This is a genomic window from Rhizobium sp. Root482 (assembly GCF_001426565.1).
Lineage (GTDB): Bacteria > Pseudomonadota > Alphaproteobacteria > Rhizobiales > Rhizobiaceae > Pararhizobium.
Window position 1 is genome coordinate 14,683 of the sequence record NZ_LMFA01000007.1, and the last position, 14,552, is coordinate 29,234.

Genomic DNA, 14,552 nt, shown 5'->3' on the forward strand with positions numbered 1-14,552 from the left:
TCATCCTACGATAGAGGATGGCTGTGGCGTCATCGCCCTGTTCCTCGATGTGCAGAATCTTCTTCTCTGTCGACAACGGCTGTTCACCGGCGTCGCGACGGGCCTTGAACTCCGCAAACATCTCCTCCTTGGAAAACCGGGCGATCGTGCCTTCCGGCGTGAGGACAAGAAATCCAAGATTTTCGGTGTACAGGCTCTCCATCTCCTCCATTCGGTAATTGCTGCCGGTTTCTGCCAGGCGGTTGATGAAGGCGACGATTTCGGGATTATGTGACTGTTGCATCTCTTTATTACTTTCAAGCCAGGGACATGCCGCCATCAACATGCAGTTCCACGCCATTGACGAAACTGCCGGCCTCGGAAGCGAGGAAGAGAGCGGCGTGCGCCAGTTCCTCGGGCTGTCCGAGACGGCCAGCCGGGATGATGGAGGCCATGTGATCCTCAAGAGCCGGGCGATCGGCGTCCGAAATCCCAAGTTTGCCGAGGATGGCAGTATCCACCGGCCCTGGGCTCAAAATGTTGACGCGGATCTTTCTGGGCTTGAACTCGATCGCCCAATTCTTCGCAAATGCGGCGATCGCGGCCTTGGAGCCTGCATAGACGGTGTGATTCGGCAGGACCTTTGTCGCGGCGAGCGAACTCGTGATAATGATATTGCCGCCATCGCGGATCAGCGGCTCCATCGTTTGCACGCCAAAAAACACACCGCGCGTATTGGTCGCGAAATGCCTGTCGTAGTCCTCCGGCGTGACGTTCCCGGAAGCGGTGAGATTGATGACGCCGGCATTGGCCATGTAGGTATCCAGCCTGCCAAACCGGCTCGTCACTATCTCTGCAAGCCGCTGGTGGTGTTCGAGGTCGGCAACGTCGCCGACAACGCCCATGGCGCCATTTCCGATTTCGGCCACCGCCTGATCGACAATATCCTGCCGTCGACCCGTGATGACGACATGCGCGCCTTCTTTTGCAAACAGACGCGCAGTTTCCTTTCCGATGCCGCTGTTGCCGCCGGTGATCACGGCGACCTTGTCCTTCAGGTATTGCATTGTTTATCTCCATTTTCTGATGAAGCTGAGATAAACGCGAGCGCCTTGCACCATTAGATCGAAGTCAGGCACATGAGCTGTGCCGGGGAGATGCAAATGCCAAATCTATTGGGTGAGACATCGGGTTTGATGGCATTTGTGCGAACCGTGGAAGCCGGATCCTTCAGCGCCGCCGCACGCGATCTGAACACGACGCCATCGGCTGTCTCGAAGAGCATAGGTCGGCTGGAGAAAAAAATTGGAACGCGACTCTTTCTCCGCTCCACCCGTGCACTCACCCTCACCCAGGACGGTCAGGTTTTTTTCGATCGTGTGGGACCGCTCTTGCGGGACCTCGATTCCAGCGACGAAGCGATCGGGTCACAGGCTGCACCGTCCGGGAGGCTGCGCATCAGCATGCCGGGAGAACTGGCACCATTGCTGCTGCCTGGCCTGTTTGACCGTTTTGCAGACGCCTATCCGGCGCTGCATCTCGATATCGGATTGACGGACCGCCTGGTCGATCTGATCAGGGAAGACTATGATGTCGTTTTGCGCGTCGGAGATCCAACACAAGGCGATCTCATTGTGCGCCCTCTGGCAGACCTGCCAATGACCGTGGTCGCATCTCCGTCTTTCCGGAAGCGTTGGGGCATGCCGACGTCCGCCGAAGCGCTGGCGGATGTACCGTTCGCCCGATTTACGTCGGGCGGCGTGGTAACCTCTCTGCGTCTGGCCGACGGACGGACGTTCACGCCTTCAGGGCGCATCGACTGTGACTCCGGTGCGGCGTTAATCTACGCCGCGCGCAGTGGACTTGGGGCGGCCTTTCTCCTGAAATGCCTGGTGGCACGCGAACTGAATGACGGCAGCTTGCTCAGCCTCGCACCAGAAATCGCCTTTCCCAGACTGCCCTTCAACGCTCTGCACGCCTTCGGCCGCACCGTGCCCTTGCGGGTAAAGCTGTTCTGCGACTTCATGGCTGGCGAAGCCAAGGCCATAGCCGCGATGTGAGCCACAAGCGTCCCGGACCAGGCTCCTTTCGCCTGCGACCTTCAGGCATAGGCTTACGGGCCGGCTGCAGGGGGATAACACTCAATTGTCGCGCAGGACGTCGCCAACGGCGGTGAGCAGGGCCTGCCCATCGCAGGGTTTGCGAAAAAAGCCGTCCGCGCGTTGGGCGCGACTCTGATCAGCGATCTCATGACGACCGGTAATCAGGAACACCGGAAGCTCTGGATATTTCTCCTTCACCACGTCACGGAGTTCGAAGCCATCGATGCCGGGCAGCCCGATATCGGTTATGAGCACATCCACGCCTGACAATCCGCTTGCGAGCAGCAATCCCCCGGCCGAAAAGCTGCGAACAGCATATCCGGCAGATTCCAGCAGTTCCTCCAACGATCCGAGCACGATCGGGTCGTCATCGACGATTGCCACGACAGGTATCTTCTTGCTCATGCTCTGCTCCCTCCCGCCTGGTGCGGGTGAGTTTCTAGACTTTGTAACGCCATTATCCCTTGCATAACGCTCCGTGCGCAGATTTTGCTGCATTAACGAGTTGATTTTCGCATTTCGAAATGAGGCGGGACGTGTGGATTGCGCTCCACATCGGGCTCAGCGCCTTCTTCTCACGCAGTAATATGCCCACGCTGTGCACTGATAGGTACGGGTGCGGCACAATCCCGTTCTTGATACTGTCGGACCGTCGCGTAGCTGGACGGAGTATCCGGACAAGTGCGTGGTTTACGCTGAGCACGCACTGACTAATGGTCATCATGGGCCGACTGCGTTTCTGCCGGCAAGGTAAACACGAATGTCGCTCCCTGCGGTTCGTTTTGCTCGGTCCATAGCTGCCCGCCGTGTGCTTCCACGATTGACCGACAAATCGCGAGCCCCATACCCATGCCTTGCTCTTTGGTCGTAAAAAATGGCTCGAATATCTTATCGGGAAATTTGACGCCTCGGCCAAAATCGCTGATTTCTATTCGGATCATATTTTCCTCCTGGCGCGCGCTTAACTGCAGAACTTTGTCATGCGAGACGGCGGCCATCGCATCCATACCGTTGCGGATGAGGTTCACCAGCACCTGCTGTATCTGAACACGATCGAACACGACGAGCCGAAGACTGTTCTCGACGTCGACATCCATGCGTATCCGCCGCCGTCGGCCCTCCTCTGCCATCAAATCGCGCGCCTCGGCGACAACGTCCTCAAGCGTTGTGCAATTCCTTGTGTCGGTGGATCGTTTAAATAACGCGCGCATATGACTGACGACGTCGGCAGCCAGGTTTGCACTATGAATGATACGCTCCAGCGTCTTTTGCGCCCTTCCGAGATTGGGCGGCTCGGCTGTCAGCCAACGCTGGCAAGCGCTCGAATAATTCATAACGGCCGACAAAGGCTGATTAACCTCATGCGCAATCGATGCTGAAAGCTCGGCAAGACTGGCGGCCTGATTTGCGCGAGCGAGACTGTCCTGTGCCAGGCGTAGATTTTCCTGCGCTCGCACCTCGGCGTCGATGTCAAGGCAGATGACGTTCCATTGCACGATGGCGCCATCGGCGTTTCGCATCGGCGCGGCTCGCGTCTCCACCCAACGGTATTCACCATCGAAGCGCCGCAAACGATGTCTTCGCGCATAGGGTTCGCCGGTGGACAACGAATGGCCGTAATGTTCCTTGACGCCAGCGACATCATCGGGATGAACGCCGGCGTCAAGGGTTCCGTTCAGGCGTGTTTTTCCCGCGCTGTCCAAATCCACAAGCTCATAGCCGAGGAATTCACGAAGCTGCTGGCTGCGATAGACCGGCTCGCCAGCGGGTGCCGCGCAATAGATCATTGCCGGCAGCGTTTCGACCAATTGCCAGAGAAAACGTTCTCTTTCGCGTAGGGCCTCCTGCGCTCGCATTTCGTCTTCGATATCGATTGAAGCAATATACCATTGCACAATCGCGCCATGCGCATCACGCAGCGGTTGTGCACGTGCCTCGATCCAGCGATAGACGCCATCTCTATCGCGCCGCCGAAACCGGTTCACGAAAGGTTGGCCGGTCGCAAATCCGTTGGATGCTCTCTGAAACATTATCGGAAAATCTTCAGGGTGAGCGACGTCCTCAGCCAGTGCATCGAAGTCATCGATGTGCGCCATCGGTACACCGACTTGCTCCAGATATCGCTTGCTGGTGTAGGTCATCTTGCCCGAAGGCGCAAAGCTCAGGATATTGATGGGAACCGCATCGATCATTTGCTCCAGTTGCCGCTTGCTTTGGCGCAGCGCGTCTTCGGCCTGCAACTGGTCGTCAATGTCGTGGCATAGGCCGTACCACTGAAGGATACATCCGCTTTCATCCCGCAACGGTTCCGCGCGACCCAGCATCCAGCGATAGACACCGTCAGCGCGACGCAGGCGATAGTTCAGGGAGAATGCCTCCCCCGTTGCGAAGGAGTGGTTGAGAGCTTCCGCCAGATGGATCGCATCATCAGGATGAACCACGGCTGCAATGGCGGCAGCAAGTCCACTCACTCTCGGCCCATCGTAATCTCCGACGTTCAAACCGAAATACTCGACCATGCGTTTGCTGAAGAAGACCGGCTCGCCGTCTGGCGTTAGCCGCCACAGCAGGCTCGGAACCATATCGACAAGCTGCGAAAACTCCCTTTCCCGGCTGCGCAATGCTTCCTCGGCCTTTTTGCGCTCGGTAATGTCGATAAAGCCGACCAGGCTCTTGTCGGCGACGGCGCCTGGGCGGGCGGTCGTGAACAGGACGTCGATGACGCTGCCGTCCATTCGTGCCACTTTGGTTTCTTCCTGGAAGACCTCCTCTCCACGATAGCGTGCTTCGATGGAACGACGTATCGTAGCCATGCCCGGCTGCCAGTAGCGGGTAATTGGTGTCAGCATTTCTTCCGCGCTGTCTGCGCCGAACATTTCAATGGTGTGCCGGTTAACCTCTTCAACCTCCAGAGCCTCGACCGCGCGCACCAGAAACTCGGGGTGTTCATCGATATAGGTTTCGAGTTCCGCCACGCCCTGCGCCCGCAGTTCCTTAAAGAGAGGAACGAGCTTGCTGGCGTCTATCTGGGTAAGGCCTATCGGCATATAGTGAAACAGGTCACGATATCGACGCTCGCTCATGCGCAAGGCCTCTTGCGCCGTCACCAGGTCGTCGATGTCGAGGCAAACGCCATACCACTGAACGATCCGTCCTGCCGGGTCGCACAGAGGCTCCAAGCGCCCCTCGGTCCATCGATGGCTGCCATCGGAGCGGCGCTGACGATACTTCATCGCAAAAGCAGTGCCTGTTTCGAACGAATGCGCGAGCGCGCGCTCGACCGTCTGCCTGTCGTCCGGGTGGACGTCGGCCAGGGACCGTGAGGCATCCGGCGCGGTCAAATCCTCCAAGGTGACTCCAACCGTGTCCAGAATCCGCTTGTTGATATAGGACGGCGTTCCTTCAGGCGTCGTGCTCCAGATTAGAGCGGGCACCGCATCGATCAGCTGCCGGAGTTGCCGTTCGCTTTCGCGCAAAGCGTCCTGCGCGCGCACCTCGTCATCGATGTCGATGGAAATGACAAACCATTGCACAATCGCACCACGTTCGTCCCGCAGCGACTCCCCTCGACCGTCAACCCAACGGTAGATGCCGTCCGCATGACGCATTCGATACTTCATAATATAGGGATCGCCGGTCGCGAGGGACTGCCGAACCTCTCTCAAGAGCTTAGGGGCATCGTCCGGATGAACAAACGTCTGAATGGCTGCCGCCAGCCGGCTCATGTCAGACTTATCCATCTGCGCCAGGTCGTTCAGTCCGAAGAAGTCGAGCAATCGCTTGTTAAAAAATGTCGGCTCGCCTTCGGGCGTCAGGCGTCTGATGTGGACAGGAACCATGTCCACGAGCTGGGAGAGTTCGCGCTCGCGTTCGCGTAATGTCTCGACGCTTTGATGCAATGCGAGCATCGCTTGTTGGTGCTGCCGGGATATGGCCGCCACGATAAGGGCCGAAAATGCCGAGATGGCCAGAAACAGCTGCAGCATGACTTGCCTTTGCCTCTGGGACTCGAGATCGCCGATAAACTGGCTATCCCCGGAGAGTGTCAGAGTCATGGTAATCATCGCGAGCAATGTCAAAGCGACGGCAGTGCCTCTGAACTCGAAGCGCACGGCCACCCAAAGAAGCGGAGGCATGACAATATAGGGTGTGGGCAGATAGCCGTCGGTCAAGCAAAGGGCAGCGATCGTCAGAAAAATCAAGCCCAGGACTGCGGCTTCCAACCACTGCACGGGAGAGAGCCGAGATTTGCTGCGCCAGTACTGAACCACCACCAGCGCCGGCGGCGCCACGAGCAAAATTCCAGTCGCATCTCCAATCCAAAAGAGTGGCCATACAGCCATGAAGGTTTGTGACTTTACGCCGAACCAGGCAAGCGTAGCACTTCCCACCGTCGCGCTGATGAGCGGCGCAACGCCAGCGCCCAGTGCGACGAACGCGATAACCTCCTGCAGGCTTTCCAATCGAACCGAGCGTCCGCATGCCCGGTTGACGAGCCCTACACCGACAACCGCGCAAAGGGCGTTGCCGACATAAATCAGAAAGCCCGCAGGCAACGGACTATGGAACCAAGCGAATTGCGCAGACATCTCCGCCAGACAGCCCGCCAATATCCACCACGGCCAACTGTATGGAGTTGTGAGAACAAGCGTCGCGAAGAAAATGCCACCCGGAGGCCAGATAGAAACAGTTATTCCTGGCACGATCGCAAGCGCCTGGGCGAAGCCACAGCCCAAGACATAGGCCATATAAAAGAGAGCCAGGTGCAAGAGTTTGGGACGATGCGACCAGACGATCATCGTTGATTCCTCCCGCAAGACGTCACAAACCTGGTACGATGAACGCATGGCTTGATCGCCGCCAGACCTGCAGCGGGTCCCCTATTCACGTACGAGATCGATCCCATCATGCCATCGCTGTTGTGCAATTCCTGGCGAAGCCCAAAGGAGGCCGGTTTCCCCGACCGGCAGAATACTTGGGAACAAAGGGGCTGAATACCTGTTCTCAAGAATAGGTCTCGCGGCGTGGAAGAGCCGCTGTTCTCGATATGACGAAATCCACCGGGCCATTTTCACCGATCACGGCCGGAAGTGCGGCCATCCTCGCCGCCTCCCCAAGACCGGCGCTGTGGAGATTTCATCAGCCTGTCCGAACCATTCGGTCCTCGCCCAGGCGGATACACCTATGTATAGTTCTCTCCCGTACAGACGAGGAATATGTTTCCTCTGTGGGCTCGCCACGCCGCCCAACAAACCGAGCCTATCTGCTCTTCGGTGCCTCCCCCTGCGCCGAACCGCGGATCATGCGATCCGCTGGAGGCCGCCCGCTGCCGTACGGGCGGCCTCGACCGCTACCATGACGCCTACATGCACCTGTCGCCGGCTGCTTGTAAGTCTGCGTCTCGCGGGAGCAAATTAATGACCGAACAGCGATCGGGTCTTATGCGCGATGGGCTCTTTTGCGGCCGGTGACGGATGAACATGATTGTCCGACACTTCGGAAGCAGCCTTGGGAAATCTTGACTCGAACTCTTCCGCAAGTTCCGGCCGAGAGCTGGTGAGGTCACGCAAGACATTCTCGTTGAAGATGCACAAGGTGACCTTCGTCAACGCGCATAAACTGCCGTTTTCGGGCCGGCCGCCGAAAACGCCTCGGACGCCGAAGCAGTCACCGGGAGAAAGCCGCTCAATGTCGTTCCCGTCTCGGCGCCGGCATACGATTCCTGCTTGTATGATCATCAGACTCGAGAGCGTTTCGCTCTCGTCCGCGATAAGCGCGCCGGCCGAAAACTGCCGCGTCGTTGCTCGACCAATCAGTGTTTGGCGTTCGCTTGCCGTTAATGTACCGAAACCGGGTACAGCTTGAAGAAGTTCCTGCGGCGATTGGAGCGTTGACCACCTATGTGGGCCGAAGGACATTCCGTCTGCAATCCAATTAGAACCGGTGGGCATGGCGAGCGCTACCCCATTTGCTCTGCAATGCCGGAAAACCAGATCGATGACCTCGTTGCGCGCAGCGGTGCGTTCACCGATCGTTGAGACATGAAAGAGCAGCAGCACATCTATTCCCATGGCATCCATGCCCTGGAGCGAAACCGTTGGCTGAAATTCCCGGGAGATCAAGTTGCAACTCGACAACGCCAGACGCAGGATCTCCATCGATAAATTTGGTGGCTGGGTCAGTGCGATTCTTATCGAGAGTTCAAGCTGGTGCGCTTCGGTCGGGCGACTGAAATTTGTCAGGCCGAGCTTTGCGAGCACACTATTGGGGAGAACGATGAGATTGTGGGCCGACGTCAGAATGCTGGTCGATCGCCAGTTGCTGGCAGCGACCCTACCCTCCGTACCATCTCCCAACAAGATCCAGTCACCCAGAACGTAAGGGCGCCCTACCGTCAGTGCCAGACCCGAGAAAACGTCCGACAGAGTATTTTGTAACGCCAGGCCGAGGATGATAGCGAAGATGCCGGAGGTCGCGAGAAGTGTGCCGATCGGCACGCCGAAGACGAAAGCCATGATCGACAGCGAGGTACCGAGATAGATGACGGCGATCAGAAGATCTTGAATGAGCCTCGCCTCTCGCGGGCGTTTCTCCAAGACGATATAAATTCGCGTGAAGCCGATTGTTGCCCAGGCGAGATGCGTCCACCAGAGGGTCTTCGCGCCATCGACGAGAAACCGGTCCAGCTCATCCTCATGATTCCTCTCAAATCGAAAGGGTACGATTTGCGCCGCGGTAAGCAGGAGCGTCATTGCAGCGAAAAAGATGATCTGCACAACCAGCCGTGCATTAGGACGCGTTCGCCCCTGCAAATGCCATGCGATAATGCCGGCCCATCCGAGAAAGTTCAACGCGAGCAGCGAGATGGGGGGAATCACCGTCACCATGGATGCTCCGGATTAGCGGCTTGCCGCAATATGCGCGAAGGACGATCGCCTCGCGCCGGCGCGACCCCTGACGTGGCGGGAGTCGCCCAAAATTTCTGTAGTACTGCCAGGCGGGCGGCGAAAGCCAAACGAAAGTACAGCTTGTCACGGCAGCGAAGCCACAGGAACCGTCCTCGCCGGCAACAACCGGGGCGGCTGTCAGCATTTTTAGGCAAGCGCTGGAGACAAACGTTGGTTCTATAGCCAGTGCGGACACTTTCGATAGGATGTCACTTAGGAATTGTCGGGCCTTTAACCGTCTGGGGGTGATGCGATGCCGGAATATCCGGAAGTGGCTGAACCACATAATACCGTCGCAGTGGTTCACATTATCGACGACGATGAACAGATCCGCTCGGCATTGCTCGAGTTGTTCGAGGCAGCAGGAATTCAGGCGGAGGCTTTCGTCGACACCACCGAGTTCAGTTGCCGGGCGAACCCGCAAGCCGCCGGTTGTCTTTTGCTCGATGTAAGGCTGCCGGGCGTCGGTGGTATCGAGTTTCAAAAAAAGCTGTCCGAGGCGGGGGTCGACGTACCGATCGTTTTCATGACGGGCGATGGGGATATCGACACGAGCGTCTCCGCCATGAAAGCGGGTGCGATCGATTTCCTGCTGAAGCCATTCCTCGCGGACGACCTGCTTGAAGCTGTCACCGTGGCAATCGAGGAAGGCAGGAGGCAGCGCGAAATAGCATCCCGGCGGAAACACGTTCTCGAATGCGAGGCAAGTCTTACCCCGCGTGAACGACAGGTGATGAAGTTTGTGACAGACGGCCTGATGAACAAGCAGGTCGCCTACGAGCTGGGGATCAGCGAGATCATGGTCAAGCTTCACCGCGGAAGCGCGATGAGAAAGATGCAAGCACGCTCCCTCAGCGATCTTGTGAGGAAATCCATACTGCTTCAGTGAATAGCAAGCGGGCAAAACAGGCACGATACACCCGGCCGAAATTTAAGAAGCCATCCGTTAGCGGCGAGGCCTGATGCGATCGACGATGGTGACCTCGGCATCAAGGACATACCCCATCCTGCGCTGCGTCCTGATCAATACCGGGTTTGAAGGTTGTTCTTCAAGCTTGCGCCTTAACCGCAGGATGAGAACGTCAACGCTTCGATCAAATATCTCCACCCCATTCAGCCTGGTAGCGGCCAGCAGCCGCTCGCGCGTCAGCACCTGCCGGGGAGAATTGAGAAAGGCGACGAGGAGATTGAACTCCGCTGCGGTCAGCTTGATCTCCTCGGCGGCCGGCCGACAAAGCAGTCTTTGCTTCACAAGGAGTGTCCAGTCGTTGAAACAGTAGGCGCGACGATCAGGCTCGACCTTCACAATGACACCTTCCCGGGCAGCCACCCGGATGCGGGCAAGAAACTCGCGCATGCCAAAAGGCTTCGTAATATAGTCTCTGGCGCCCCGCTCCAGGGCGGCCACCTTGTCCATTTCGTCGATCCGGTCGCCGCTGATGACGATAAGCGGTGTATCCGAGAGCGCAATCAAGTCTTGAATGGCCTCCTGCGGCTTCCCGGACACGGATCCCGGGTCAACGACAAGGAGGTCGATAACCTCCGTTGCGACGATCCTTGCTACCGATTGCATGTCAGCGACCGCGGTGACACGGAAGGCATGCTGCGAGAGGTAGTCCGCGATTATGCGACGCATGTCATGGTCGCTGTCGATCACCACCACATGCTTCATTTTTCACTCCAGAAATATGTTTCTGGAGCTCTAGCTGGTCGCGGGCCCGCGAAAAACTAAACACAAGGTCTATTGACCTCGACAGCGCGGACATGGCTTTCCGAGACAGGCCACGCCGGGCCTGTTCTCCCAATGGCGAACAAACCGATAGCACACAGGCCGGGCACAAAACTCGAAAAGCCTCGATCAAACATAGGTATAGCTAAAATATGCGATTGATCCCGCTATCCTTTAAATCTGCCAATGCCTGGCATGCATGACCTGTTGCCGGCCGCGCGTTGCCGGCCATTGAGCCGAACTGGACAGCTGACATGACCGTAACCTCATATACGCAATATGTCAGAGATCTGAAGGCGGCGATCGACCAGGTCCGCCGGCAACCATCGATGTTCGAGAGCGCGACGATACAGCTCGCGATTTGCCGGAACGGCTTTTCTTATGAGAGCACCGATCTCCTGCAACAGCGATGCCTGGCAAGCAGCTATCGGATCGGGCCGATACAGGGCGACACTTGGAAGCAAGACGACGGCACAGCCAGCCGGGAGGAAATCGAGCACTTCTTCCAGTTACCGGAAATATACGCCTATTCCGATCGGGTGCTCGCCCTCGACCAGAGCCCGCTGCGGAACGCACACTGGGATGCAACGATCGGTCTGGTGGACGTGGTCGTCACGGGCAGAGGCCGTCTCGCCAAAAAGCAAAGGATGTTGTTCATTGGCTTTACAGACGTGGTGCATGCAGAATTTTCCCTCGCGGTGGACGATGCACTGATGGTCCATGATCACCGCCCGGGATCACGGTTTTTCGAGTGGACCGAAGAGGGACATCAGTCTCCGAACGAGGAAAAACGACAACCGACAGAGCCCCTTCCGGCGGCGCGACCCAAGCGCCGGTGGGCGCGGTTGGGATTCACATGGCGGAGCGCATTTCCGGGGAGGAACAGGCGATCCGATCCCGCATAACCCTGGGCCGAGGTCCAGACGACATCGGCAACCTGGCCTGTCTGCAAGCCGCCGGCAGCAATCTTCCCGACCAAAAGGTGGCGGCGCGGGAATTTCGTCTGTTACAAATGTAACCAGAAAGAGAAGCCGACAAGCCGATCGGCCAGCCAGGCACAAGCGTCGCTCCGCAGGTTCAGGTTGCATTTACACACAAGCACGAGGACCCATTCAATGCGCATCAGTTCCAGCGACACATCGATCTACGATCTCATCAGCCCGCGGAAGAAAATGCCTTCGATCGCGGAGGGCGCGGGTAACGCCATGCCTCGGCCAGCGACGAGCGCTCCGGCAACAGTCGGCAAGGATTCCGAGGTCCAGATCGCGGAGTTCCAGGCACGTCTGGCCAAATCGAATTTCGAGCGGAACGATCTGAACGGGGATGGTTATGTTTCTCGCGACGAGTTTACCGAACGAAACATGGAAACAGGCCAAAGCGGATATCAGCCGAGCCTTGGGGACGTTACAAAGCTCTGGAACAAAATCAGCAGCGCCGGCAAGGAAAGCCTGAACGAGGAGGAATTCGCGGCGGGTTTCAACTCCACCCTAAAAGTCTCCATGGGCCGGATTGACCGGCCCCTTCGATAGGAAATGGGTCATCAGCATCGGCTCGACGAAAGATCGCGCCGATGCTGCGGCGCCGTCGTTCAACCGCAATCAACACAGCGGTAGACCGCAGAGACCCGCATATCGAGCGAGGCCCGCCTAAAAACCATGCCTTAGCGCATGACAGCCGGTTTGGAGATGCGCTGCAACGACCTCGATATCGAACGGACAATTCCGAAATCGGTCAATCGTCGCCGAGCCGTACGCTTTCAGGAAGGAATTGCCAGGCGGCGAAAAGCTGGGTCAGGGATTTTACATGCATCTTCTTCATCATATTGCTTCGGTGAAGTTTGACGGTGATTTCACTGATGCCGAGTTCGTAAGCGATCTGCTTATTCAAGGCGCCACCAACGACTGCGCGCAAGACCTGCCGTTCTCTCATGGTAAGGCTATCAAAGCTGACGGCATGCTTGCGTGATGCCTGGGCAACCTCGCGTCGTGCGACATCAGTCGCGATAGCTTTGGTGACGACATCCAGGAATGTCTGGTCGCGTACCGGCTTCGTCAGAAAGTCGACAGCGCCGGCTTTCATGGCCTCTACACTCATGGCTATATCGCCATGCCCTGTCAGGAAGATGATAGGTATATCGATGCCGTTCACGTGGAGATGACGCTGCAGGTCGAGCCCGCTTAATCCGGGCATTCGCACGTCGAGCACGAAGCAACTCGGCCGATCGGGAAGCTTCGCCTCGAGAACCTCGCGAGCGGAGGAAAATGAAATCGTCTCGATCCCCACGGAGTTGAGCAGATCGCTCATGGCATCGCTGACATTGGTATCGTCATCAACCAGTAGCGCTATCGGCCTATCCTCCAACGTAGAAGATGATGCGTGCATACTTTTCCCCTTGCCATCCCACATGTAGCGCCATATCGCCCGTAGCTGGTCCAGCCCTCTGCTCCAGCACTAGGCGCCTCTTCAGGCGCCGCCGCTGAGCTAGCTCCTGGGCAGTTCCAGCAACATACATTACGAATGCAGGGAAAATGAACTCGATTGTTCACGGATTTGGCCAAATCCAGCACCCTCGATTTGTAATAAACATATTTTCAATCGGAGACATTCGGTCTTGGAGACATGGAAGAGGCGACCGATCTAAACACGTGTATAGTGGCACAGATGATAAAGAAGGCGTAGATTTCCGTTCATCATCACGTGCTGACCCCCTCCCCACAGTGATGATCGTGTGCCGCGATGTCCCTCCCACGTGGTGCAACCGTCGATGCCGGCATACTCGAGGGGTCGTTTGCTTCCGGCAACGACCCCTCCTTTTTCGTTTACGGAGGCGGTGACAGGCAAGGCCCACCAGCCCCGTGGACCCCGCGAACCGCGACAATCTGAAGATCCGGAATGCGGCCAAGCCCTCCGGCCGCCCGATAGCCTGGAGGCGCCCGCCTGAGGGTGCAGTGCCGGGAAAGATTTGACGGATCAAGCGCTATCGGATTCATGTCGAGATATGTCTCGGCATTCTGAATTTAACGACATCATCGGTTAGTCAAATATTCCGGGGCGGGCAATGCGACCCACCTCGGTCGAATTCGCTATCGATATCGCGCGCTTGGAAGCGGCGGCCAATATTGGCGACAAGTGATCAGCCGCCTCTGGAACTGCTACTGCAGTTGGGCCTTGTCGAGGCCGTAAGCCTTGTCGGCAGAGCCGGGCACCGCTTTGACCGCGATGCTGACGCGGTTCCATGCATTGATCACCATGACCTGGAAGGTGAGATCGGAAATTTCCTTCTCGGACAACTGTCCCCGAACCCGTTCATAGAGTTCATCGGATACACCGCCCTCGGGGAGCTTCGTCAGGGCTTCGGTCCATGCAAGAGCCGCACGCTCCCGGGGCGAAAAAAGCGGCGAGTCCCGCCAGGAGGCGATATGGTAAAGGCGCAACGGACGTTCCCCGTGGATTGTTGCTTCCTTGGTGTGCATGTCGAGGCAGAAGGTGCAGCCGTTGATCTGCGAAGCGCGAATATCGACCAGATCGAGTATCGATTGCTCCACAGTGCCTTTCTTTGCTTCGCCGCTCAGTGTCATCAGAGATTTAAAGAGGTCAGGCGAGAGTTGAGCGTAATTGAGGCGTTGGGTCATTGTCCGTCATCCTTTGCTGAGAATTGAAACTAGCCACGCAAAGGCGAACCTGGCGTGGAACAAACAGATCGTGACGAAGACCTCCTTAAGCGAATAGCTAGATGTCTGTTTGGTTGTTCGCCATTCAAGGGGTCTTGGTCAGGATCATCCCAAAGTGAAGGAG

11 protein-coding genes are annotated in these 14,552 nt (G+C 57.4%); 4 read left to right on the top strand and 7 right to left on the bottom strand.

The genetic code is table 11. The annotated features are described in order from the left end of the window. Positions 1–296 precede the first annotated feature (296 nt). A complete protein-coding gene (locus ASD31_RS06450) occupies positions 297–1,046 on the bottom strand; it encodes a glucose 1-dehydrogenase (RefSeq protein ID WP_056331041.1) in 750 nt (249 codons plus the stop codon). Between the two features lie 96 nt (positions 1,047–1,142). Between ASD31_RS06450 and ASD31_RS06455 the strand changes: the two genes are divergently transcribed. Continuing rightward, positions 1,143–2,039 carry a LysR family transcriptional regulator gene (locus ASD31_RS06455; protein ID WP_056331044.1) on the top strand — a complete coding sequence of 299 codons (897 nt, stop codon included), beginning with the start codon at positions 1,143–1,145 and terminating at the stop codon, positions 2,037–2,039. A gap of 81 nt (positions 2,040–2,120) precedes the next feature. Here ASD31_RS06455 and ASD31_RS06460 read toward each other — a convergent pair whose 3' ends face one another. From ASD31_RS06460 to ASD31_RS06470, 3 genes are all read right to left on the bottom strand, one after another. Then, the gene (locus tag ASD31_RS06460) at positions 2,121–2,486 is read right to left on the bottom strand and encodes a response regulator (RefSeq protein WP_056331047.1); all 366 of its coding nucleotides are present in this window, start codon (positions 2,484–2,486) and stop codon (positions 2,121–2,123) included. Between the two features lie 305 nt (positions 2,487–2,791). Further along, entirely contained in the window at positions 2,792–6,880 is a 4,089-nt protein-coding gene (locus ASD31_RS06465) for a PAS domain-containing protein (RefSeq protein ID WP_056331050.1), read from the bottom strand. Between the two features lie 615 nt (positions 6,881–7,495). Further along, positions 7,496–8,968, bottom strand: a complete 1,473-nt coding sequence (locus ASD31_RS06470; protein WP_056331052.1) for a mechanosensitive ion channel domain-containing protein — start codon at positions 8,966–8,968, stop codon at positions 7,496–7,498. A 313-nt stretch (positions 8,969–9,281) separates the two neighbouring features. Here ASD31_RS06470 and ASD31_RS06475 point away from each other — a divergent pair, with 313 nt between their 5' ends. After that, positions 9,282–9,917: a response regulator transcription factor gene (locus ASD31_RS06475; protein ID WP_056331054.1), complete on the top strand. Its 636-nt coding sequence runs from the start codon at positions 9,282–9,284 to the stop codon at positions 9,915–9,917. A gap of 57 nt (positions 9,918–9,974) precedes the next feature. Here ASD31_RS06475 and ASD31_RS06480 read toward each other — a convergent pair whose 3' ends face one another. Beyond that, on the bottom strand, positions 9,975–10,700 hold the full coding sequence (locus ASD31_RS06480) for a winged helix-turn-helix domain-containing protein (protein ID WP_056331058.1): 726 nt from the start codon (positions 10,698–10,700) through the stop codon (positions 9,975–9,977). A gap of 311 nt (positions 10,701–11,011) precedes the next feature. On the opposite strand from ASD31_RS06480, the gene ASD31_RS06485 reads away from it, so the two are divergent. Together ASD31_RS06485 and ASD31_RS06490 are read left to right on the top strand one after the other, a co-directional pair. Further along, the gene (locus ASD31_RS06485; RefSeq protein WP_056331061.1) at positions 11,012–11,662 is read left to right on the top strand and encodes a hypothetical protein; all 651 of its coding nucleotides are present in this window, start codon (positions 11,012–11,014) and stop codon (positions 11,660–11,662) included. Positions 11,663–11,872: 210 nt separating this feature from the next. Further along, positions 11,873–12,286, top strand: coding sequence for an EF-hand domain-containing protein (locus ASD31_RS06490; protein WP_056331063.1), 414 nt, complete (start codon positions 11,873–11,875; stop codon positions 12,284–12,286). A gap of 202 nt (positions 12,287–12,488) precedes the next feature. Here ASD31_RS06490 and ASD31_RS06495 read toward each other — a convergent pair whose 3' ends face one another. Together ASD31_RS06495 and ASD31_RS06500 are read right to left on the bottom strand one after the other, a co-directional pair. Then, the gene (locus ASD31_RS06495) at positions 12,489–13,139 is read right to left on the bottom strand and encodes a response regulator transcription factor (RefSeq protein ID WP_056331066.1); all 651 of its coding nucleotides are present in this window, start codon (positions 13,137–13,139) and stop codon (positions 12,489–12,491) included. 770 nt (positions 13,140–13,909) lie between these two features. After that, positions 13,910–14,389, bottom strand: a complete 480-nt coding sequence (locus ASD31_RS06500; protein ID WP_056331069.1) for a carboxymuconolactone decarboxylase family protein — start codon at positions 14,387–14,389, stop codon at positions 13,910–13,912. Positions 14,390–14,552 lie beyond the last annotated feature (163 nt).